The sequence below is a fragment of the Mucilaginibacter sp. Mucisp73 genome (assembly GCF_059491465.1).
Map to the genome: position 1 here is coordinate 2794323 of NZ_CP168507.1, position 23184 is coordinate 2817506.

The 23184-nt window shown below is 43.6% G+C and carries 18 protein-coding genes; 16 read left to right on the forward strand and 2 right to left on the reverse strand.

Annotated elements, in window-relative coordinates:
• Positions 1 to 53: 53 nt before the first annotated feature.
• Positions 54 to 470: a DUF1003 domain-containing protein gene (locus ACEN82_RS11815; RefSeq protein WP_413316965.1), complete on the reverse strand. Its 417-nt coding sequence runs from the start codon at positions 468 to 470 to the stop codon at positions 54 to 56.
• 177 nt (positions 471 to 647) lie between these two features.
• On the opposite strand from ACEN82_RS11815, the gene ACEN82_RS11820 reads away from it, so the two are divergent.
• The 15 genes from ACEN82_RS11820 (at position 648) to ACEN82_RS11890 (ending at position 20828) form a co-directional block, all read left to right on the forward strand.
• Positions 648 to 2162, forward strand: a complete 1515-nt coding sequence (locus ACEN82_RS11820) for a lipase maturation factor family protein (RefSeq protein ID WP_413316967.1) — start codon at positions 648 to 650, stop codon at positions 2160 to 2162.
• Positions 2163 to 2253: 91 nt separating this feature from the next.
• A complete protein-coding gene (locus tag ACEN82_RS11825; protein ID WP_413316969.1) occupies positions 2254 to 2607 on the forward strand; it encodes a HopJ type III effector protein in 354 nt (117 codons plus the stop codon).
• 180 nt (positions 2608 to 2787) lie between these two features.
• Positions 2788 to 3408 carry an RNA polymerase sigma factor gene (locus ACEN82_RS11830; RefSeq protein WP_413316971.1) on the forward strand — a complete coding sequence of 207 codons (621 nt, stop codon included), beginning with the start codon at positions 2788 to 2790 and terminating at the stop codon, positions 3406 to 3408.
• A gap of 64 nt (positions 3409 to 3472) precedes the next feature.
• The gene (locus ACEN82_RS11835; RefSeq protein ID WP_413316973.1) at positions 3473 to 4492 is read left to right on the forward strand and encodes a FecR family protein; all 1020 of its coding nucleotides are present in this window, start codon (positions 3473 to 3475) and stop codon (positions 4490 to 4492) included.
• 243 nt (positions 4493 to 4735) lie between these two features.
• Positions 4736 to 7990, forward strand: coding sequence for a SusC/RagA family TonB-linked outer membrane protein (locus tag ACEN82_RS11840; protein ID WP_413316975.1), 3255 nt, complete (start codon positions 4736 to 4738; stop codon positions 7988 to 7990).
• Positions 7991 to 8017: 27 nt separating this feature from the next.
• Positions 8018 to 9676 (forward strand): RagB/SusD family nutrient uptake outer membrane protein, encoded by a 1659-nt coding sequence (locus ACEN82_RS11845; RefSeq protein ID WP_413316977.1) that lies wholly within the window; start codon positions 8018 to 8020, stop codon positions 9674 to 9676.
• 103 nt (positions 9677 to 9779) lie between these two features.
• The gene (locus tag ACEN82_RS11850; RefSeq protein ID WP_413316979.1) at positions 9780 to 10577 is read left to right on the forward strand and encodes a rhamnogalacturonan acetylesterase; all 798 of its coding nucleotides are present in this window, start codon (positions 9780 to 9782) and stop codon (positions 10575 to 10577) included.
• Positions 10567 to 12222, forward strand: coding sequence for a glycoside hydrolase family 43 protein (locus ACEN82_RS11855; RefSeq protein WP_413316981.1), 1656 nt, complete (start codon positions 10567 to 10569; stop codon positions 12220 to 12222). Before ACEN82_RS11850 ends, ACEN82_RS11855 begins: the two co-directional genes overlap by 11 nt.
• A gap of 110 nt (positions 12223 to 12332) precedes the next feature.
• Positions 12333 to 13541, forward strand: coding sequence for a glycoside hydrolase family 88/105 protein (locus ACEN82_RS11860; protein ID WP_413316983.1), 1209 nt, complete (start codon positions 12333 to 12335; stop codon positions 13539 to 13541).
• A gap of 109 nt (positions 13542 to 13650) precedes the next feature.
• Positions 13651 to 14490 (forward strand): chromate resistance protein ChrB domain-containing protein, encoded by an 840-nt coding sequence (locus ACEN82_RS11865; protein ID WP_413316985.1) that lies wholly within the window; start codon positions 13651 to 13653, stop codon positions 14488 to 14490.
• Between the two features lie 78 nt (positions 14491 to 14568).
• Positions 14569 to 15975, forward strand: a complete 1407-nt coding sequence (locus ACEN82_RS11870) for a TolC family protein (protein ID WP_413316987.1) — start codon at positions 14569 to 14571, stop codon at positions 15973 to 15975.
• Positions 15972 to 19133 (forward strand): efflux RND transporter permease subunit, encoded by a 3162-nt coding sequence (locus tag ACEN82_RS11875; RefSeq protein ID WP_413316989.1) that lies wholly within the window; start codon positions 15972 to 15974, stop codon positions 19131 to 19133. Before ACEN82_RS11870 ends, ACEN82_RS11875 begins: the two co-directional genes overlap by 4 nt.
• Positions 19130 to 20218, forward strand: coding sequence for an efflux RND transporter periplasmic adaptor subunit (locus ACEN82_RS11880; protein WP_413316991.1), 1089 nt, complete (start codon positions 19130 to 19132; stop codon positions 20216 to 20218). Before ACEN82_RS11875 ends, ACEN82_RS11880 begins: the two co-directional genes overlap by 4 nt.
• Positions 20219 to 20310: 92 nt before the next feature.
• Complete coding sequence (locus ACEN82_RS11885) at positions 20311 to 20727, forward strand: hypothetical protein (protein ID WP_413316993.1); 417 nt, start codon at positions 20311 to 20313, stop codon at positions 20725 to 20727.
• Complete coding sequence (locus ACEN82_RS11890; protein ID WP_413317256.1) at positions 20676 to 20828, forward strand: energy transducer TonB; 153 nt, start codon at positions 20676 to 20678, stop codon at positions 20826 to 20828. The genes ACEN82_RS11885 and ACEN82_RS11890 overlap by 52 nt, the downstream gene beginning before the upstream one ends.
• Positions 20829 to 20835: 7 nt before the next feature.
• On the opposite strand, the gene ACEN82_RS11895 is transcribed toward ACEN82_RS11890, so the two are convergent.
• Positions 20836 to 22335, reverse strand: a complete 1500-nt coding sequence (locus ACEN82_RS11895) for a malate:quinone oxidoreductase (RefSeq protein ID WP_413316995.1) — start codon at positions 22333 to 22335, stop codon at positions 20836 to 20838.
• Between the two features lie 300 nt (positions 22336 to 22635).
• Between ACEN82_RS11895 and ACEN82_RS11900 the strand changes: the two genes are divergently transcribed.
• Positions 22636 to 23166, forward strand: a complete 531-nt coding sequence (locus ACEN82_RS11900; RefSeq protein WP_176624770.1) for a hypothetical protein — start codon at positions 22636 to 22638, stop codon at positions 23164 to 23166.
• The last annotated feature ends 18 nt before the right edge of the window (positions 23167 to 23184 follow it).

Here is a 23184-nt window from a genome sequence, read left to right on the forward strand (position 1 = left end):
CGAAACCAACTATCCTGAAAAGGTGGTTGGTTTCGTGTTTGTGCGATTATGGATTATTCTTTATTCATTTTTTCAAGCAGTGCCAGGATCTTGTCGAGCTTGTCTACTTCAATGGCGTTTAAGCGCAGTTGTAATTCTTCAATTTCTTTTTTTGCTTCCACATTGGTTCGGAAGTCTTCATTGGCCTGGGCGCGGTCACGTTCATTTTGGCGGTTCTGTGCCATCATGATAATCGGGGCTGCATATGCTGCCTGGGTTGAAAACAACAAGTTTAATAAAATGTATGGGTAGGGATCCCAATGACCAATAAAGGCCACTACGTTTAGCGCCATCCACAATGCAACAATTAAGGTTTGAATGATGATGAACCGCCATGAACCCATGCCGGCCGCTACAGAGTCGGCCAATCGCTGCCCAAAGTTCATGGAATCGATATGTCTTTGATACCAGTTTTTTTTATTGTTTGACATTTTTTAAGAATTAAGCTTTAGGTAATAAATATATAAATTTAATTGCCATGGCTGCTTTTATTGGGCTGAACTCCTTAAGCTATGAGCAAGAAAATTCATTTTGATTCGAACACTGCGTTAATTAAATATTTCTACCCATAATCTTCAAATCTCTGTAACTTTAAGATACATGTCACTATGTTATATAGCTTTGAACATACCTCAGCACCTCAGTATTGGCTCACTCGTTTTGTGATCCTTCGTTTGCTGGGTGCGGTTTACGCGGTGGCGTTCCTTGTGGCTATAACCCAGGTGCTGCCATTAATCGGCTCAAATGGCTTATTACCGGTTGATCATTATTTGCATCAGGTAAGTATAGCACTGGGTTCAAAAGGAGCAGGGTTTATGCGGCTGCCTTCAGTGTTTTGGTTTTGGCATTCAGATCAGGCATTACTGCTTGTTTCATGGACAGGTTTAATTTTATCCCTGATTGTTGTAGCCGGTTATGCCAACGGGCTTTCAATGGGGGTATTGTGGGTATTGTATCTATCATTGGTACATGTTGGACAGGAGTGGTACGGTTATGGCTGGGAAATCCAACTTACAGAAACCGGTTTTCTTGCTATATTTTTATGCCCTTTGTTGGATATGCGGCCTTTTCCCAAACGTCCGCCGCCTTTGCTGGTTATCATCCTGTTTCGCTGGCTCATCTTCCGGATCATGTTTGGCGCGGGGATGATCAAATATCGTGGCGATGCTGTGTGGCGTAATGGCACAGCATTGTATTATTATTTTGAAACCCAGCCAATACCGGGACCATTTAGCCGCTGGTTTCACTTTCTGCCACATTCGTTATTGCAGCTTGGTGTTTGGTTCAATTGGCTGGCCGAACTATTGGCACCCTGGTTTGTTTTTGGCCCGCGGATATTCAGGCACATCGCAGGTACCGTTATCATTCTGTTCCAATTTGCAATCATCCTGAGCGGGAACCTCTCTTTTTTGAATTGGCTTACCATTGTGCCTGCGCTGGCTTGCCTTGATGATGGTTTTTGGGCTAAACTTTTGCCGGGCGTACTTGTACGCAAAGCTGCGAAGGCCGAAGAGCAAGCTGAAGTTTCGCAGCCTATGCAGTACACCGCACTGATAGTAACTTGTATAGTAGGATTGCTAAGCTTCCAGCCGGCATTTAACCTCCTGTCGCCCAAACAAATTATGAATACCTCATTTGACCCTCTGGAGCTTGTAAATACCTATGGTGCATTCGGCAGCGTGGGACAGGAACGTTTTAATGTAGTTTTTGAAGGAACAAGAGACCTCAATCCCGATAGTGCAAACTGGAAAGCTTATCCTTATAAAGGGCTGCCGGTAGCACCTGACCAGTCTCCCCGCCAGGTGGCGCCGTACCAATTAAGACTGGACTGGCAGATGTGGTTTGCCGCAATGTCCACAGCCGATCAGTACCCCTGGACATATCATCTGGCCTGGAAACTATTGCATAATGACCCGGGGGTAGTTGGTTTATTTGCTGGAAATCCCTTCCCGGGAAAACCACCGCGTTATATTCGTGCAGTTATTTACCGTTACCGCTTTGCCCGTCCCGCACCTGGTGCCGTCCCTTACTGGGAGCGGGAAAAGTTAGGATTATGGTTACCCATGCTTTCCGTGCAAAACCCGCAATTTGTTGCTTATCTGAAAGGCCAGGGCTGGCTATAAGCTATGGTTAGTCAGGCTCCATTTCAATTGAAATCAACCACCTGCATCAATAACTGTTTTTAAATTTTATTTTCGCAAAAATATTTCCTTAATGAAAGAACAACTGTCTGATCTACTTACGGCCCTAAAAGAGGGTGCGGTTACATTTAATGAAGTTATCGAATTTATTAATAATTATTACGAGCATCAGCCAACTGCATTTAAAAATGGCAATGTTTATAACGAAGCAGCACAGAACCAGGGCAGCGCCAGGGTTTTTGCTTTTGCTCAACTCAATAATCTAAGTGAGCCTGATACGCTTTATTTATTTGCGGAGCATTACAGGGCCGTCCTTGCAAATCCAGATGGTACAGATCATCAGAATATCCGACAGTTTATGGCCTATGGCTGGCCGGGAATCAGGTTTGAAAGGGATGGACTTGTATTGAAGTCAGGACAGGTCTGAAAGAGGCCGTAAGATTCCGTTATCACTATATTTAGCAATAATTTACGATATATCATATAATTGTTGGTTGACCGGTACAGAGCGTGTTATTAATTGTATTCTAAACAATCATTTATTCACTTACTTATTGATTATTTGAATAATAGATTGTTACTTTATGATTCCAATTATAATATTGCTTTGTTTAACAATTTGGGCTCATCCGATACAGGTGACGAAATATCAAATTCGCTGCACCAGCGTCTGTCATCGGGCGATGAGCTTGCTTTTAAATTATTCTTCCAAAAAAACCAACCCCGGCTTTTCGCCTATATTTATAAAGTTGTCAAGTCTCGCGAAATTGCAGAAGAATTGGTGCTTGATATTTTTGTAAAGATCTGGTCGGCTAAAGAGATCTTAAGTGAAGTAGAAAATGTTGATGCTTTTCTTTACCGGATGGCTGTAAATAAATCACTCGACTTTTTACGTAAGGCCGCCCGCGAAAAAAAAATACAGCAGCTCCTTAACCAACACATGCTGTATGAGCAGGCAACTGCAGCCTCAAATCATGATTTTAAAGAATATAACCAGCATGTGATACATTGTTTGCAAATGCTTACTCAGCAGCAACAATTGATACTCAATTTAAGCCGGGAAGAAGGGCTTACGCATGAGCAAATTGCTGACAAGCTAAACTTGTCAAAAAACACGGTAAAAAATCACATTGTTACTGCTTTAAAAAAAATGCGCGAGTTTATAAAACACGGTCAACTATCCATCCTGCTTACAATCTCGTTTTTTTTTATTTTTTTTCAAATCTGATTAGTCCTCTCTTCTCTTTTTATCGTCATGTATATGAATTGGTTTTAAACCAGCCAAGTGAAGCATGTCAACAGCCTCTGTTTTTCGCATAAAATACTTATTTCAAAAATACCTGGACAACTCGTGTACTACAGAAGAGTTTAACGAACTTTTTGAACTGATGGCCAAAGAGGAGAACCTGTCAGAAATTGAAGGTTTATTGGAGAAACTATGGGCCGATACTGAAATGAAACCTGATACTGACGCAGAAGTCGGCCATCAGGAGGTTTTATATAATAAGTTGCTTGAGATTGTAAAAAAGGAAAAAAACGTTTACTCATTTCAAAAAAGAAGCTCCAAAACAATTATCCGTTCGGTTGCCGCTACCGTTGCATTGTTAGTATGCGCAGGCCTGTACTTTTTACAAAAAAGGCCTAAACCAATGCCCATGCAGACCCGGGTAACACCATCAAACCCCGTCCGCCATGTGCAGGCGATCAGGCTGGCCGACGGAAGCGTGGTGACATTAAATAAGAACAGTCATTTAGATTACCCGGCAAAATTCACCGGGAAAACCCGCGAGGTATATTTAACCGGCGAAGCCTATTTCGATGTAAGACATGATCCGCTTCACCCTTTCCTGGTGCATACAGGGCAAATTACAACCCGCGTGTTAGGTACGGCATTTAATATTAAATCGGAAGGCAGTTTGATCCAGGTAACGGTAACCCGTGGAAAAGTTAAAGTATCAACCCCTAAAAAAACTTTAGGCATTTTATTGCCCAATCATCAGATAAGTTATAACGAAGTCAATAATCAATCTTCCATAGATATATTGAATGCCAAAACAACGGTACTTTGGAAAGAGACCGATTTGGTGATGGATCATATGACATTGAAAGAAGCCGCGGCCGTTTTAACAGAAAGATATGGTGTAAAAGTTATCCTTGATAGCGAAAAGATAGGGAGCTGTCGTTTTAGCGCCACCTTCTTAAATACTACTGGGTTGGAACAGGTTGTCAAAGTATTATCGCACCTGAATAATTTGAGCTATAAATGGAATAAGGAGGGTGATGTTACGCTATCTGGTTCCGGCTGTGAATAATAACCAATTTTTTACCTCTTAAATAAAAAACCTATGAAACATTGATACTTTAAACCTTCCAGATTAAAAAAGCCCCGTTGCTTACGACTTCTCACATCATTCGGCGACAGGGCAAGTATTTAACCAATTATTATTAACCGATTAAAACCAATGCAAGTTATGAAAAAAACTCTTGCGTTTAAGCAATGGTGCACATTATCCGGTGCCTCTGCACGCCAATTTTTAAACACATTCCGAAAAGTTATGCGATTCAGTTTTATGATCCTGCTGGTATTACTGGTCTCCGGCCAATTGCTTTTAGCTTCCTCAAGCAAGGGTCAATCGCTGGATAAGATCAATGTCAGGCTGGAAGTGGGTAACGAAACGATAAAATCGGTAATCAAAAAAATTGAAAAGCAAACCAATTTGCGGTTTGCATACAAAGACAATGTCCTGTCACCAAACACCCGCGTTACCCTTTCTTCCCTCGACAAATCGGTAAAGGATATCCTTGACGAGCTCTTTGCCAACCGGGGAATTGGGTACAGCCAGATAGACAACAATATTATTTTGTTTAATACCACAACTGCAGGGCCTGCTGCGAGCAACAATGGGCAAATTGAAACAATAATCATAAATGGCAAAGTAACCGACGAAAAAGGGGAACCCCTGCCTGGTGTATCGGTAAGGATAAAAGACACTGATATCGGTGTAGCAACTAATGTTTCAGGCGATTTTACCATTACTGTTCCCAATGCCAATACCGTATTGGTATTTACTTTTTTAGGATTCAGGCCGTTAGAACAGAGTGTTAATGGCAAAACCTTTTTAAAGGTGGCTTTAGTTCCTTTAAGCAAATCGCTCGAAGAGGTGATTATTGTGGGTTATGGTGCGGTAAAAAAGAGGGATCTTACCGGTTCGGTTGTTTCTGTTAAGGGTGATGAGATCACCAAAGTTGCGGCATCAAATCCTATGGAAGCGCTTCAGGGAAAGGTTTCGGGTGTAGATATCGTGCGTACAAGCGGTGCTGCAGGTGCAAATGTAAGCGTAACTGTTCGTGGTAACCGGTCTCTATCTGCAGGTAACGGCCCGCTTTATATAGTCGACGGAATCCAGTACAGCAATTATGAAGATATCAATCAAAACGACATTGCATCAATGGAGTTTTTAAAGGATGCTTCATCAACCGCTATTTATGGTTCGCGCGGAGCAAACGGTGTCATTATAATTACAACAAAAAGAGGCAGCAGCGGGCAACCGAAAGTAGCCGCGGGTTCATATTATGGAATTTCGGATGTTGCAGGCTATCCGGTACCCATGACAGGGTCGCAATATGCAAACCTGAAACGTGAAAGCTTCAGAACTATCGGAACATGGAATTCCCCTGCCGACGATCCGAAAGTTTTTACTAGTGCAGGCGATCTGGCTGCGGTTCAAAGCGGCCTGTCATATTACTGGCCGGGGTTTTTACTGCATAAGGGCTCCCAACAGGATTACAACGCCAGCGTTTCCGGTGGTAGTGAAAAAACAAAAGCTTACTTTTCTTTTGATTATTTTAAGGAAAAAGGGTTATACGCTAATGATTACTCAAACAGGTATACCCTGCGGTTAAATATAGATCACCAGTTATTCAAAGCTTTTAAAGTGGGGCTGCAAAGTCAGCTTGCTTATTACGATCAAAACCTTCGAAACGATGGGGTATTATCCGTAGCCAATAAAATTATTCCCTATTTTAATCCGTACAATGCAGATGGTAGTATAGCTAAATTTCCGGGTAACGGTAATCAGGCCAATCCTCTTTTTGATGATGATGCATCCCAGTTTGTAAATAAAAACAAGATTACCCATTTGCTCTCAACCGCCTATGCAGAATGGAAGCCAATAAATGGCTTAACCATACGGTCAAATTTAGGTATCACACTGTCTGGTTCACGAAACGGCCATTTTGAAAGTGCCAATACTATAAACCGTGCCTTATCTTCAGGGTCATTATCGTCAGTAACCAATTCAAACGAAACTAATTTGCTTTGGGAAAATATTATCACCTGGCAAAAAACAATAGCAAGGCATAGCGTAGTTGTAACGGGTGTTACCAGTTATCAATCAAATGTTATGGACCAATCTGCAGCACAAGGCACCGGACAACTAATACCCGACCAATCTTTCTACGCGCTGCAAAACAATCCGTCTAACTTAAAAATATCAAGTAATTACGTTGGGCAACATTTAACTTCAGGAGCATTACGTTTAAATTATGCATTTAAAGACAGGTATTTACTAACCGTCACCGGGCGTGCTGATGGTTCATCCGTATTGTCGTCGGGAAATAAGTGGGCATTCTTCCCTTCGGCGGCCGCGGCCTGGCGTATGGTTGATGAGGGATTTATGAAAACCCAAAACGTGTTTTCTGAGTTGAAATTACGTTTAAGCTATGGGGTTGCCGGCAATGCTGCTGTAAGCGCATACCAAACCCAAAGTAAGGCAGTGCTTATTCCATTTTCATGGAACGATATAACTGCGTTAGCGTATGGCCTTGACCCCAATATCGGAAACCCTCAATTAAAGTGGGAGTTAACAGGAACCTTAAACGCTGGTATAGATTTCGGAATTTATAAAGACAGGGTTTCGGGCACTATAGATTATTATGATTCGCACACAAGGGATTTGTTATTGCCACAGCAATTACCTGCCTCAACAGGAGCGCTAAGAACATTGGCCAATGTTGGCAAAAGTCGTAATACAGGTATTGAGATTGCACTGAAAACCATTAACATCCAGTCAGAAAGCTTTACATGGACATCCAATATCACCTATACACGCAATAAGGAGCGCATCACGTATTTACCAAATGGTGTGAACGACCTTGCCAATGGCTGGTTTATAGGCTACCCGGTTGTATCTTTTTACGATTATCAAAAAACAGGGATCTGGCAAACATCTGAAGCTGCCCAGGCTGCAACTTATGGGTACAAGCCAGGTGATATTAAGGTTGCTGATTTAGATAATGACGGAAAGTTTACCACAACATTTGACCGTAAAATACTTGGCTCAGCTGTCCCAAGGTATAGCTTTGGTTTTAGCAACGATTTTAAATATAAGGGCTTCGATTTAAATGTGCAGGTATTTGGACGTATCGGGCAGATGTTCGTATCTCAATACGCGTTGAAGTATGAGCCCAATGGAATTGAAAATGGCGCCAATGTAGACTATTGGACGCCGGAAAACCCAACAAACGCCTACCCAAGGCCAAGTGCCAATATCACAAAAGCATCCGAGCCATTTGCTTCAACCTTGGGCTACAAAGATGGTTCGTATGTTAAAATAAGGAACGCAACGCTTGGGTTTACCTTTCCTGCAAGTGTAACTAAACCCATCCACGTATCTAATTTGAGGATCTATGTGAGCGCCAAAAACTTTGCGACCTTCTCAAAGATAAAAGATTACGATCCTGAAGGCGGCGGTTCATTTGACAGGCCACTTACTAAATTGTTCCTGGCCGGTTTAAATCTTTCCTTTTAACCAATACTAATATCTAAAAAACATATTATGAAAAATTTACTAAAAAGTTGGGCGCTGCTGCTTATAGCCATTGCCACTTTATTTAGTGCCTGCAGCAAAAAGCTCGAAGAATATAACCCCAGTAATTTAACCGCTACAACAGTTTATACCAAAGCGGTAGGTTTTGAAACATTGGTTAATGCGGCCTATACCTATACCCGGTTTTGGTATGGGAAGGAAGAAGGGTATCTGGCCTCCGAAATGGGAACGGATATCTGGACGAGCGGTACCGGCGACCCATACCCAATGTTTACTCAATATATTAATTTACAAGGCACTGCAGACCCGCTGCCTTTATTGTGGAACAACTTGTATGCCGGTGTAAATTTATGCAATACGGGTATAGCCCAGATTGCTGCTGTTACAGATTATACGGCAGCCCAAAAATTGAACCGCGAAGCCGAGCTGCGTTTTTTAAGAGCATTTTATTACTGGCATATTGTTGAAACCTGGGGTGGTGTAAACTTTACCACCAAACCAACCGCAGGCGCCAATACAGAAGCTAATAAAACACCCGTAGAGACTTTTTACAAGCAGATATTTGAAGATCTTACATTTGCAGTAGCTAACCTGACTCTAACCACCACCGATTACGGACGGGCAACAGTGCCGGTAGCTAAAGCCTTTTTAGCGCGGATGTACTTAACCCGGGGTATGAATGCCGAGGCATTTAACATGGCCGATGATGTGATTAAAAACTATAGCTATGTATTGCAGCCTAAATATGCTGATCTGTGGAATATGGGGAACCTGAAAAATAAGGAAGTGATTTGGGCCATTGATTATTCAACCAACCTGGCTAATAACGATCTTACCTCGGCAACATATCCAAACGGGCACTATCGCGGTTCAAACAACGGGCACTTACTATACCTGATGGTTTATGACCAGGTAAATTCAAGCCTGCTCGTCCGTGATATTCCAAACGGAAGGCCGTTTAACAGGTATATGCCCACTTTGGCTTATCTAAACATGTTTGATCAGCAAAATGATTCACGCTATGCCGGCTCTTTTCAGAGTGTTTGGTATGCTAACAAAGCAGGTACTTATAATGGTAATGCTGTTAAAGTTGGCGATACGGTTTGTTATACCCCTAATGCAACTATACCTGCAGCCTCGCAGAGCAGTAAATACGTTACTTATGACCTGTCCAAGGTATATAAATCAAATGGGGTACCTATTCAGCGTAAGTTTTATGTTTCTTTATCAAAATTTAAAGATTCAACACGTGCAAGTGTGGCTGAGGCCCAAAGTGCCCGCGATGTCTTTGTGATCAGGCTGGCCGAGATGTACCTGATTGCTGCCGAAGCAAAATTAAACCTGGGCGACCCGGGAACCGCGGCAACTTATATTAACGTACTCAGGACAAGGGCGGCAAAACCGGGTCATACAGCAGAAATGCAGATCACTCCCGCACAGGTTACGCTCGATTTTATTTTGGACGAAAGAGCACGTGAGTTGGGCGGCGAACAGTTACGCTGGTTTGATTTGAAGCGGACGGGTAAATTGGCAAGCCGGATCCAGGCTATGAACCCGGACGCGGCAGCCAATTTCAAGCCATATGAATTGGTACGCCCCATACCTCAGGGACAAATTGATGCCGTAACCAATAAAGATGTATTTAAACAAAACCCGGGCTATAATTAATTTGAAACGGTAAAAGGGATCTGATAATTGATCCCTTTTTATAATTTTTGAGCCTGCTATAAGTATGCGACCGGAGAGAAAAAATTTTGCAAAAAAACAATATATGATGTACAGGAGCGGTAATATAAAAATTAAAGGCTTATTATTTATCTGCCTTTTAATGAGTGCGGTGTTGTTGATGTCTTTTCTGATTACTCCCGGCCATACCACCGTATACCTGGCGGGTGATTCAACAATGGCCAATAAGCAGCCAAAGGCATTTCCTGAGACAGGTTGGGGGATGCCTTTCAGCGCTTTTTTTGATAGTACGGTAGTTGTTGACAACCGTGCGCAGAATGGCCGAAGCACCAAAACGTTTATTAGTGAAGGCTTATGGAGTTCTATTATCGGCAGTTTAAAGGAAGGCGATTATGTATTTATACAATTTGGCCATAATGATGAAGTGCCTACTAAAAAGAGCTATATCAATGAGCAGGGGTTCGGGGATAACTTAGCAAGGTTCATCCGCGAAACCAGGGAAAAAAAAGCAAACCCGGTATTGCTGACACCAGCAGCGCGAAGAAAGTTTGATACAACAGGAACCATAGTTGGCACACATGAAGTGTATTCGGCCATAGTGCGTAAACTGGCAGCAGAACAAAAGGTCCCGCTGATTGACCTGGACAGGGAAAGCCAGGCTTTATTGCAAAAACTCGGACCCGAGGGATCAAAAAAGTTGTTTAATTACCTTACTCCGGGAGAGAGTATTAACTATCCGGAAGGCCGGGCTGATGATACGCACTTTAGTGAGTTGGGAGCCCTGAAAATGGCCGAAATAGTTTTAGCAGGCATCCGGTCGTTAAAGCTTGGACTTACCCCGCATATCGCGCATTCAAATGTTAAACCTTTATATGAAAAATAAATTACTGTTCGTTACGCTATTAATTATAAACGGACAGGTTCTTGCGCAGCAAAAAAAAGGACTATCCGTAACTGGTGCCAATTATATCTCTAAAGTATGGGTGGCAGATCAGGGTAATGGCACCTATAAAAATCCGGTGATAAATGCCGATTATTCCGATCCTGACGCTATTCGCGTTGGCGATGATTTCTATCTTGTATCTTCAAGCTTTGAAGCAATTCCAGGTTTGCCTGTTTTGCATTCAAAAGATCTGGTTAACTGGAGCATCTTAGGTTACGCGTTATTGAAGCAGCCTCCCTTTGATCATTTTGACGTACCGCGGCACGGCGATGGGGTTTGGGCCCCCGCCATCCGCTATTACCATAACGAATTTTATATTTATTATCCTGACCCTGATTTTGGCATTTACGTGGTAAAAGCTAAAAACCCTGCCGGTCCCTGGAGCAAACCCGTTATGGTAATGGAAGGTAAAGGTATAATAGATCCCTGCCCGCTGCTGGATAGCGACGGCAGCATGTACCTTGTGCACGGCTTTGCAGGCAGCCGGGCAGGTATAAAAAGCGTAATCGCTGTAAACAAATTAAATAATGACGGAACCAGGGTAGTTGACGATGGCGTGATTGTTTATGACGGACATGAAATGGACCCTACCATAGAAGGCCCGAAGTTTTATAAGCGTAACGGGTTTTACTACATTTTTGCTCCGGCAGGGGGCGTCCCCACAGGCTGGCAACTGGCGCTGCGTTCAAAAAATATCTATGGGCCATATGAGCGGCGGGTGGTAATGGATCAGGGGAAAAGTAGCATCAATGGCCCGCATCAGGGTGCATGGGTGGATACACCAACCGGAGAAGACTGGTTTCTGCACTTTCAGGATAAGGGCGTTTATGGGCGCGTAGTGCATTTACAACCAATGATCTGGAAGGATAACTGGCCTGTTATTGGTGTGGATAAGGATGGTGATGGCAAAGGCGAACCGGTATTAACGTATAAAAAGCCCAATGTTGGTAAAATCTTTCCGGTGAGCACTCCGCAGGAAAGTGACGAATTTAATACCATGTCTCCGGGCTTACAATGGCAATGGATGGCTAACGCGAAGCCCGTATGGATGTTTATGAACACCAATAAAGGCGCTTTGAGGCTTTATAGTTATCAACCCCCAAATGATGCCGCTAACCTGTGGTTTACGCCAAATGTGCTATTACAAAAGTTTCCGGCTGATGAATTTATGGCTACTGCCAAAATCACCTTTACGCCTAACTTAAAGCTGGAGGGTGAAAAAACGGGACTTACCATTATGGGTTTCAGCTATGCTAATATCGCCATGCAAAGTAAAAAAGATGGCATATACCTGGTATTTACTACTTGTACGGAAGCAGATAAGGGCAAAAAGGAGCTGGAGGAAGTGATTACGAAGCTATCGTCACCAACTGTTTACCTGCGTGTTAAAGTAACGAAGAATGCCGTATGTAACTTCAGCTACAGCACCGATGGAATAGATTATAAAAGTACCGGCAGGCCATTTACGGCCGAGGCAGGCCGTTGGATTGGGGCCAAGATTGGCTTGTTTTGTACACGTACAAGCCAGGTCAATGATTCGGGTTATGCTGATGTAGATTGGTTTAGGGTAACGCCTAATAATTAATACGATGTGTGAGCATATATTGGAACCGGTATCCATCAATTGTAAATCAACAATAAATAAAAATAAACGAAGATGATCCGGTTAGTTTATCATCAACAAAATGAATTCGTATGAGAAGTGATCAGCTTATAAAAAGGTGCCTGCTTATTATTGCCATCCTTGCACAGTGTTCATTGATGTTACAGGCTCAAAACAAGCAGCCTTATTCGCAGCGCATGACACAAACGGTTATGACTATCTGGAAAGATAGCCTGACAACCGGCGACAAGTGGACTTATGACCAGGGAGTGATTTTGAAAGGCATAGAAGGCGTGTGGCAACAAACAGGCGACAAAAGATACTTCACCTATATACAGCAATGTATGGACAGATATGTTATGCCCGACGGCAATATCCGCACCTATAGGCAAGCTGATTACAATATAGATAACGTATTGTGCGGCCGTAATTTGTTGACGTTATATAAAGTGCTGGGTGCCAAAAAATACTATAAAGCGGCAACGTTGCTGCGTGAACAACTGCGGAAACAACCGCGTGTACCACAGGGAGGCTTTTGGCATAAAAACCGTTACCCAAACCAGATGTGGCTGGACGGTTTATATATGGGCGAGCCTTTTTATACCGAATATGCTGCTGCTTTTCATGAAGATACCGCATTTAATGATATAGCCAGGCAATTTATCCTGATGGAAGAAAAGGCCCGCGACACAAAAACCGGGCTGTTGTATCATGGCTGGGATCAAAGTAAAAAAGAACGTTGGGCTAACCCGGAAACCGGTCAGTCGCTTAATTTTTGGGGCCGGGCAATGGGTTGGTATGGGATGGCATTGGTTGATGTGCTTGATTATTTTCCGGCGCAGCATCCCAAACGCGTGGAGTTACTGGCAATACTTAACCGGTTTGCCGAGGCAATTGTTAAATATCAGGATGAAAATTCTGGCTTGTGGTACCAGGTACTTGACAAAAGTGACGCCAAAGGGAATTATCCGGAAGCATCGGCATCATGCATGTTTGTATATACCATAGCAAAAGCGGTGAGGCAGGGATACTTACAACCAAACTATTTACCCGCCATTCAAAAAGGCTACAACGGAATTATCAAAAAGTTTATTGAAACAGATGCAAATGGGCAGTTGAATCTTAACGGCACCGTGAGTGTATCGGGTCTTGGAGGGAAACCATACCGGGATGGGAGTTACGAGTATTATTTAAGCGAGAAGGTAATAACTAACGATGCTAAAGGTGTCGGCGCATTTATATTAGCCAGTGTTGAGGTAGAGCGCCTGGCCGATGCGCATAGCGGAATGATAAAACAATAATTCTGGTAGTCGAAAAAATCTTATGTATCATAATTATCACTAATTCCATTGCCGATTATAGGAATGGGGTCGCCACTAATATGCTTTAGATTTTTAACTTTGATTCACTATGAAATGGATCACGCGTGCCCGTCCTAAAATTGACCGTATTGCCTGCCCCTGGCTCATCAAACGCTTCATTGATCCTGAAGGTGAAATCATCTACGTTCCGTACGAGGAAGTACTGGCGAAGGCAGCTGAGCTGGATGCTATCCCCTTTGATATTCCCAATGTAGAATATACCCACTACGAAGATCAATGCACCTTTGATTATTTCCTTAAAAAACACCAGTTAAAAGATGCAGCTTTAAATCGACTGGCCTCAATAATCAGGGGCGCGGACACCGACCGTCACGATTTTGCGCCGCAATCAGCCGGGTTGGAAGCGGTATTTTCGGGGTTAAGACATGATATTGCCGATGATCAGCAACTCCTGGCATTAGGCATGGTGATCTACGACGGACTATACAACTGGGCCAAATACCTCCATAGACAAAAACATACAGACGGGCCTGTTGAACAAAGGCTTATAGAGGTTTACCACCAGTACCTCAAAACTAAAGGAGATAAAAAAGCGCCATCCTGGACAAAGGAACTTAAAGAGATGATCCAGGATCAAATCGATACCAATATGAGCCTGAGCCTGCAACAGGCGTCTGAAGAGCTGGAAATCAACCCTGCTTATTTATCCAGGGAGTTTTCCAAATATTTTGAGAATATGAGTTTTGGCGATTATATCCGGAAAATGCGGATTGAAAAAGCCATTAACCTGATGGGGACCACCACCCACAGCTTCACAGAGATTGCTTACCTGACCGGCTTTTCTGATCAGGGCCATTTTTCGAGGATTTTTAAACAGCATACTGGGCAAAGCCCTTCGGAGTATAAAAAAAGCCTGGCCAAAAAGTAAAATCTGTCCAAATGGTAAATTTTATTCAAGCTTTTCCTGTAGATTGTTTATAGCGTTGCAACCATAAATTTATATATAGTGTATTCAAAAACCTATTCGAAATTTTATCAGGCTAAAACCTCAAAAATTATACTGTTGATGCTGGCCATGGGGTTGTTTTGTCAGCAGCTTCATGCACAGCAATCCGGCAGCATTTACCTTGATTCCCTGCTGAGCACGGCGGCCCGTAATTATCCGCTGATTAAAGCCAAACGTTTGCAGACCCAGGGATTGCAATATGCCGTTAAATTACAGCAAAACGGCATCATTCCTTCTATAAATGCATCTTACCAGGTAGATTACGCTACTTACAACAATATTACGGGTATGATTTACCCGCAATACATCACACCTATCAGCGGCCCGCCAAGCAAATCAAATTATTATAAAGGCACGCCGGGAAGTGCCGCAGCTCTGAACCTGCAATGGGAGCCTTTTACCTTTGGGCAGCGTGGAGCAGCCGTTGAATTGGCCAGGGGGAAACTCAAAAACGGGCAAGCCGACGAAACGCTTACCATTTTTCAGCATAAGATATTTGTGATTAATGCCTGGCTCAATTACCTGCTTACGGCCGACCTGGTTAAAGTTTATCAAAGTAATATCAGCAGGGATGCTTATCACCTGAAACAATCGCAGGCTGTTGTATCAAGCGGGTTAAGGCCCGGAACGGATTCATCTACTTTTCACGCCGAACTGGCTAAAGCGCAGATTCAACTTATAGCTTTTGAACGCCGAAGGGATTCATGCCTGATCGTTTTAAAAGAACTTACCGGGGGAAATTTACCTGGTACCCCGGTGGCAGATTCTGCGATGTTTGGGAGCCTGCCTGTTGTTACGCCCAGTGCGGATGATACTGAACATCCGGAGATTAGCTTACAAAAAACCAATGTGCTGACCAATGAATTAACCTTGAAAACCTATAAAAGGAGCCTTTTGCCTAAACTAACCATCTGGAGCGTGGGTTATGGCCGCGGATCAGGCGTAGCCGCCGATGGGTCCGTTAATAATGGTGATGGGTGGCGTTTTGAGCGGTATAATTATGGTATCGGCGCACAGCTTTCTTTTCCTATCATGGAAGTATTTCGACAGAAACCCTTATTCAAACAGCAGCAACTGAATATTGAGGCCAGCCGGGAGCAGCTTAAACAAACCGAACTTCATTTGAATACTGAGCGGGAAATCGCAGATTCCGCTTTAACTAAGTCCATACAATCTGCCCGCCTGGCCCCGGAAGCATTGAAAGCGGCGCAGTACGCCTACTATGCAATACAATCCCGCTATCAGTCGGGGCTCATCAGTTATTATGATGTGATCCAATCCCTGCAATTGCTCTACCAATCGGAAGCCTCGGTTAAGATCGCTTATTGGGGAGCCTGGAAATCTTTATTAACTAAGGCTGCTTACCAGGGCAATATAGATATCTTTTTAAATCAATACGGAAAATGAATATCATCCAGCTTTTATATGGTTCATTAAGAAAACCGGTAACGATCATTGTCGCGGTTATCGCCATCATTTTCTTTTCCTTAATTTCTATTCACAATATGCCCGTAGATATTTTTCCAAAACTGGGCACTCCAACCATCTATGTAGCACAAACCTATGGCGGCTTGTCTGCCGAGCAATTGGAAGGTTATATCACTTCTTATTATGAATACCACTTTCTGTATGTTACCGGCATCAAATCGGTTGAAAGCAAGACAATACAAGGCGTAACCCTGCTAAAGCTGAACTTTCATGAGGGTACTGATATGGGCCAGGCCACCGGTGAAGTTGTGGCGATGGTGAACCGGGCAAGGGCATTTATGCCACCGGGTACTATATCTCCCTTTGTTACCCGTTTTGACGGCGGCAGTGTACCGGTAGGGCAACTGGTATTCAGCTCAACGCGCTCCCTGTCTGAAGTGCAGGACCTGGCCTTGTTTAAGGTAAGGCCCATGTTCTCAACCCTGCCGGGTGTTTCCGCTCCGCCGCCGTTTGGGGGTAACCAGAGAACCGTACTCATTAAAGCGGATCTTGATAAATTACGCAGTTATAACGTTACACCCCAGGACCTGGTAACCGCCATTGCCAAAGGGAATGTCATCACCCCCTCGGGCAATATTCGTGTAGGCGACCAAACGCTGATCACGCCGCAAAATACGGTTGTGGAAAATATCCAGGACCTGGCTAATATTCCCATTAAAACTGGCAGCGGCCCGGCTGTTTTTGTACATGATGTGGCCGCGGTAGATAACGGGGCGGATATTACATCAGGTTATGCGCTCATTAACGGCAAACGCTCAGTATATATTCCTGTAACCAAAAGGGCCGATGCTTCTACCTGGGATGTGGTTCAACGGGTTAAAGCGGCATTGCCGGATATGCAGGCTACCATACCGCCGGATATCAAAGTGAGCTACGAGTTTGACCAGTCGGGCTATGTCATCAATTCGATAAAGAGTTTAACTACAGAAGGGATATTAGGCGCCGTACTCACTGGCCTCATGGTACTGTTATTTCTGCGCGATTGGAGGGGATCGCTCATTGTGGTACTTACTATTCCGCTGGCTTTGTTATCAGCGGTTATTTGTTTGAAATTATTCGGGCAATCCATCAATATCATGACTTTGGGAGGCCTGGCGCTGGCCGTTGGTATTTTAGTAGATGAAGCTACCGTTACTATAGAAAATATCCATCATCACCAGGAAAAAGGCGAGTCGAAAGGCCGGGCGATACTGGAAGCTTCTAAAGAGATAGCATTACCCAAGCTGTTAATATTGCTATGTATCCTTGCGATATTTTTTCCGGCATTTTTTATGTCCGGTATTCCCAAAGCAATGTTTTTGCCTTTATCCTTAGCGGTAGGTTTGGCCATGATCGCGTCATTCCTGCTTTCACAATCCTTTGTCCCGGTCATGGCCAACTGGCTTTTTAAGGATCATTTGAGCGAAAACGCGAAAGAGGGTGAAAAGATGAGTAAATTTAAAGACCGGCATGGCAAATGGCTGAAAAAAGCCGCCACTACATCTACATTGATTGTTATGGTATACCTGTTGGTATCTGTGGTTGCCGCGGTTTTATTGTTCAATGTTTTAGGAAAAGAATTATTTCCTAAAGTTGATGCAGGCCAATTCCAGGTCAGGGTTCGTTTAGCCGATGGCACCCGTCTTGAGCGTACTGAAACCAAAACCAAAGCATTGCTGGCTCTGATAGATAGTTTATCGGGCGGACAAAAAATAGCCATTACTTCTGCCTTTATCGGCAACCAGGGTTCGTCATACCCTGTTAATGCCATCCACTTATGGACAAGCGGCCCCCAGGAGGCAGTTCTTAAAGTCAATTTCGTGGAGAATGCAGGCATAAATCTCGAAGATTTTAAGGAAACTTTGAGAAAAGAAGTGGCCCTGAAAATACCCGGTATGCAAATTTCCTTTGAGCCGTCGGACCTGGTAGATCAGGTGATGAGCCAGGGCACCAACACCCCTGTACAGATTAGGATATTGGGTAAAAATTTATTACAGGACAGGGATTTTGCGCAGCGGATCCTGGATCAACTACATAAATTGCCATACCTGCGGGATATTACCTATGGCGCACCTCAAAGTTACCCCGCCATGAAACTGGAGTTTGACCGGGTTAGGTTAGGACAATTAGGCTTAACGGTAGATGACGCAAGTAAATCACTGATCGCGGCCACGTCTTCCAGCAGGTTTACCCAGCCCAATTACTGGCTGGATAAAGCTAATGCCACCGCTTACCAGGTGCAGGTTCAGGTGCCGGAGTTTGTCATGAACGACCCTGGTAAGGTAGATAATATCCTATTGGGTTCAAATGGCGGCAAACAGGTGTTTATGCGTGATGTGGCCAGTTGGAAGATGGGTAGGATAGAAGGGGAGTATGACCGTTTAAACCAAAAGCGTTTTATCACGCTTACAGCTAACCTGCATGGCAAATCGTTAGGCGCCGCCATCAGCGACATTGATAAGATTATTGCAGGCTTAGGCAAGTTGCCCGATGGTATGAAGATCCAGCAGCAGGGCCAGGCAGAAGTGTTTCAGCAAACATTTGATGAACTGCAAACAGGTGTCCTGCTGGCCATTGTCGTGATATTCCTGTTGCTGGCTGTTAATTTCCAATCATTCAGGATTTCGCTGATCGTGATCGGTATTATACCAGGCGTATTGACCGGGTGTTTTTTATTGCTGTGGCTAACGGGCAAAACCTTAAACATTCAATCTTACATGGGTTGTATTATGGCCATTGGCGTGGCGGTGGCCAATGCTATCCTGTTTATCATCCAGGCAGAAAACTATCGTAAACTAAGAACCGAAAATTCATTTCTGATCGGAATCAGGGACAGGACAAGGCCCATCCTGATGACCGGCCTTGCAATGATTGCCGGGATGGTCCCGATGGCATCGGGAATAGGTGAGGGCGGGGATCAGACCGCGCCTTTAGGCATAGCGGTAATAGGCGGATTATTATTCGGGTTGCTCTTGAGCCTGTTGATTTTACCACTGATCTATCATGCCTTAGCCGGCGATCGCCCGGTTAAGTTAATCTCACTTGATCCCGACGATAAGGAAAGCAAATACTTTACCATTACCGAACCAAACGCATGAAAGCATTACATACATATTTAGGATTAGGCCTGTCGCTGGTACTTGGGGCTTGCGGCAGCAATGAAAATAAGACGCCGGTAGCTACGGTGGCGCCGACAAAACAACCTGTAGAGATCGTTGAGCTTAAAGCCGGTAAGGTGAGCAATAAGCTCACCCTCACCGGGGAAATTATACCAAACGACCGCGCCAATATCTATGCCCGTACAGCCGGCTATGTAAAAGATGTAAAAGCGGACATTGGCAGCAAGGTAAGTAAAGGCCAGGTGCTTTGTATCCTGGACGCGCCGGAATTAAAAGCCGGCGAGGCGCAGAGCCGCAGTAACAGCCAGGGAGCTTATTCAAAGTTCCTGTCCAGTAAAAGCGTTTATTCGCGGTTGTTAAAAGCATCCAAAACACCCGGCGCCATATCAGATAATGAACTGGATATTGCCCGCAACCAAATGAAAACAGACAGCTCCGCTTACGAAGCTTCCAAAGCTGCCAACCAGGCTAACCATGCATTAGAAGATTACCTGGTTATCCGGTCGCCATTTAACGGAGTAGTTACCGCGCGTAATATTTTTAAAGGCGATTATGTGGATAATACCGGTAAAATCCTGCTTTTTACTGTAGAGGATAACTCGTTGTTAAGGATCCAGGTACCGGTACCGGAGGCTTATAATGCCACTAAAATAGAAGATAACCAGGCCTCGTTTACCGTTTCTGCTTTGCCGGGAGTTGTATTTAAGGCTAATCTCGCACGAAAATCGGAAGCGATCAGCTCAGATACCCGGAGCGAAACATGGGAGTTTAGTTTTCCCAATCAAAAAAAACAGCTTAAGCCCGGGATGTTTGCCCAGATCACCTTAAACGTGGATCGCCCTGATCCTGGCTTTACGGTACCTTACAAGGCTGTTGTAACCACGCAGGAACGCAAGTTTGTAGTGAAACTGGTAAACGGCAAAGCCAATTGGGTAGATGTAAAAACAGGATTTACAGGCAAAGAAAAAGTAGAAATTACCGGTGAGTTGAAAGATGGTGACAAGCTGGTTAAACAAGCTAACGAGGAGATGAAAGAGGGCACAATTCTTCCTGTTAAGCAATAGTTGATTAATGTATTACACCGAGGTTATAAATTAATTCCGGGGTTCCAATCGAAACATTGACAGTAAGCCAATGCAGTGACTCAACAGGGCGGATGTTAGCCGAAAACGGCAACGGAACTGCAATACTTTATTCAAATGATTTTAAAAGTGTAGTCGGTACCGGCCCTATAAAAGACGGTTTAAAAGACGGCGCCTGGAATGGATCATTAAACGATACCTTACGATATGAGGCAACTTATAAAAGCGGCAACGTGATTAAAGGAAACGGCTATGCTAAAAGCGGTAATAAATATCCTTTTAATATGGAATATACTGTCCCTGAATTTATGGGAGGGCTAAACAAATTTGGAAGCTATCTTGCGAAGAGTATAGTATACCCGCCTGAAGCACGCAATCATAATATACAGGGGCGGGCAATCTTAACCTTACTGTTAACCGGCTGGGTATTCTACACGACATTCACTGCGTACAGGGAAATGAAATCCTGGCCGAAGAAGCTTTGCGTGTAATTCGTTTATCCCCGCCCTGGAAACCCGCCACCAGTTATGGAATTACTGTTGATGCAATTTATTCTGTACCAATAAGTTTTTCCTTGGCTTATGAAAACTAAGCTAATTTTAAATCAATCCTAACACTTTGCTCGTTCTCGCCCTGGTCTCGTCACTCAAAGCCTCGTTACTGGCCAATGACACACCATATGAAGGGATCATCTGTCTGAATTTTTGCTGCCAGGCCTCTGTTTTGACGTGGTTTTTAAAACAACGTTCGATAAGCTGGATCATAATAGGTACCGAAGTCGAAGCGCCTGGTGAGGCGCCTAACAAGGCTGAGATACTGCCATCAGCAGAGGTAACCACCTCTGTGCCAAACTCCAGCACACCAGTATGTTTGGCGTCCTTTTTAATAACCTGTACACGCTGACCGGCTATATCCAGATCCCAATCTTCGGCTTTGGCCGTTGGCATGTAATCCTTAAGTGCGTTAAGCCTGTCGGCAGGCGATTGCATAACCTGAGAAATGAGGTACTTGGTTAAAGGCCAGTTATCGCGCCCTACAGCAAGCAAGGGAAGTATATTGTTTAGTTTAATAGAGCTAAAAAGATCAAGCAATGATCCTTTTTTCAGGAAGCGGGTTGAAAAACCTGCATATGGGCCGAAAAGTAAAGCTCGTTTACCATCAATCATCCGGGTATCCAAGTGAGGAACCGACATTGGCGGCGAACCAACCGATGCTTTACCATAAACTTTGGCTTCGTGTTGTTTTACCACATCGGGGTTATTACACACCAGCCACTGGCCACTTACCGGGAAGCCGCCAAAGCCCTTACTTTCCGGAATTCCTGATTTTTGCAGCAGGGGCAAGGCACCACCACCGGCACCAACAAAAACAAATTTAGCATTCAGTTTTCTTTTATTGCCAGTGTTTTTATCTTTTACCGTAATTTTCCAGGTACCGTCGGCATTGCGTTTAATATCCCTTACATCATGATTAAGACTTATGTTTACGCCTCCTTTTTGTTTAAGCTCATCTATAAGCGCACTGGTAAGGCTGCCAAAGTTTACGTCGGTGCCTATATCCATAAACGTTGCCGATACTTTTTCATCAGGGTCGCGGCCTTCCATCACCAGCGGGATCCATTTCTTTATCTGAGCTTTATCCTCCGAGTATTCCATCCCTTTAAAAAAGTGATGTTTGGTAAGGGCATGCTGACGTTTTTTTAGATATTCAACATTTTCTTCGCCCCAAACAAAGCTCATGTGCGGCACTTTACGGATAAAACTTTGCGGGTTATTTAAAAGGCCCTGTTCAATAAGATAAGCCCAAAACTCTTTACTGGTTTCAAACTGCTCGGCAATTTTAATGGCTTTTTTTATTTCAACGCTACCATCGGGAAGCTGGGGGGTATAATTTAATTCGCAAAATGCCGAGTGGCCGGTACCTGCATTGTTCATCGGGGCCGAGCTTTCGGCAGCGATAACATCCAGGCGTTCAAAAATTTCAATCGTCAGATCGGACTGCAGCTCTTTAAGCATTACACCAAGGGTGGCGCTCATAATACCTGCGCCAATTAAAACCACGTCAACTGTTAAATTTGAACCTGTACCGCTATTAGTCATTTTATTATGATATCCTGCATATGCCGCAGTGTTATTTATAACAAGGTAAACCCCGTTTTTTTAAAATTGTTATGATGGTTTAAGTCCTGCCGCTAATTAACCGGCCCGGCAAAATAAATCAGGCAATTTTAAGAAATTTTTATAGAAAAACTGTCCTTTACCTGTCCATTAAATGCAATAAAATCTATGTTTAAATTGTTTAAACTCCATTTATAGATTAATACTGCATTTGGTATATCAAAACACAATAACACAAAACGGCTAAAATGATGTATATAAGTAAGAGCTAATTTATAAACCATGATTCTGTTTAAACCATGTATTTGTTTTTGCGCCTTGGCGATGACCATATTTGCCTGCAAACAAAATAAACCGAAACCTGTATCAAATGATATTTCAAAAACAACAGTTACAGTAGCAGGTAAAAAAGATAGTGTGATCAATAATCCGCGCAAAAAATATGGGGAAGCAACGGTGGGCGATCCATGCGTAAAATGTTTGCTTGCAGTTATTCAGGATAGTAAAAGTTACAAAGAAAGTACTAATGGTATTTCGCCGCAAAGCATAAATTATACCATTAACTGGGTAAAAGCATCGGCCCCGGCATTAACACCAGACACGAGTAACCAAACCAACGGTATAAGAGTTGACGTAAAGAAAGATGAAGACGGTGAAGACGCGCGTTTATGCTCATATATTTATAACAATACCAGCGGTACCATGTACCTGCTCAATAACCAAAATAAATATCAGCATGAAGTGTCAAGCATAACACCTGCCATTCTTAAAAAAATCCGCCATAGTTGTTACTGGGGTGTGGCATCACAATAATTAGCTGTTGTTTGCAAC

Excerpts from the sequence above, each read along its gene's own strand:
- ACEN82_RS11815 (WP_413316965.1), bottom strand. The coding sequence starts at position 470 with ATGTCAAACAATAAAAAAAACTGGTATCAAAGACATATCGATTCCATG.
- ACEN82_RS11820 (WP_413316967.1), top strand. The coding sequence starts at position 648 with ATGTTATATAGCTTTGAACATACCTCAGCACCTCAGTATTGGCTCACT.
- ACEN82_RS11825 (WP_413316969.1), top strand. The coding sequence starts at position 2,254 with ATGAAAGAACAACTGTCTGATCTACTTACGGCCCTAAAAGAGGGTGCG.
- ACEN82_RS11835 (WP_413316973.1), top strand. The coding sequence starts at position 3,473 with ATGTCAACAGCCTCTGTTTTTCGCATAAAATACTTATTTCAAAAATAC.
- ACEN82_RS11840 (WP_413316975.1), top strand. The coding sequence starts at position 4,736 with ATGCGATTCAGTTTTATGATCCTGCTGGTATTACTGGTCTCCGGCCAA.
- ACEN82_RS11845 (WP_413316977.1), top strand. The coding sequence starts at position 8,018 with ATGAAAAATTTACTAAAAAGTTGGGCGCTGCTGCTTATAGCCATTGCC.
- ACEN82_RS11850 (WP_413316979.1), top strand. The coding sequence starts at position 9,780 with ATGATGTACAGGAGCGGTAATATAAAAATTAAAGGCTTATTATTTATC.
- ACEN82_RS11855 (WP_413316981.1), top strand. The coding sequence starts at position 10,567 with ATGAAAAATAAATTACTGTTCGTTACGCTATTAATTATAAACGGACAG.
- ACEN82_RS11860 (WP_413316983.1), top strand. The coding sequence starts at position 12,333 with ATGAGAAGTGATCAGCTTATAAAAAGGTGCCTGCTTATTATTGCCATC.
- ACEN82_RS11865 (WP_413316985.1), top strand. The coding sequence starts at position 13,651 with ATGAAATGGATCACGCGTGCCCGTCCTAAAATTGACCGTATTGCCTGC.
- ACEN82_RS11875 (WP_413316989.1), top strand. The coding sequence starts at position 15,972 with ATGAATATCATCCAGCTTTTATATGGTTCATTAAGAAAACCGGTAACG.
- ACEN82_RS11880 (WP_413316991.1), top strand. The coding sequence starts at position 19,130 with ATGAAAGCATTACATACATATTTAGGATTAGGCCTGTCGCTGGTACTT.
- ACEN82_RS11885 (WP_413316993.1), top strand. The coding sequence starts at position 20,311 with ATGTTAGCCGAAAACGGCAACGGAACTGCAATACTTTATTCAAATGAT.
- ACEN82_RS11895 (WP_413316995.1), bottom strand. The coding sequence starts at position 22,335 with ATGACTAATAGCGGTACAGGTTCAAATTTAACAGTTGACGTGGTTTTA.
- ACEN82_RS11900 (WP_176624770.1), top strand. The coding sequence starts at position 22,636 with ATGATTCTGTTTAAACCATGTATTTGTTTTTGCGCCTTGGCGATGACC.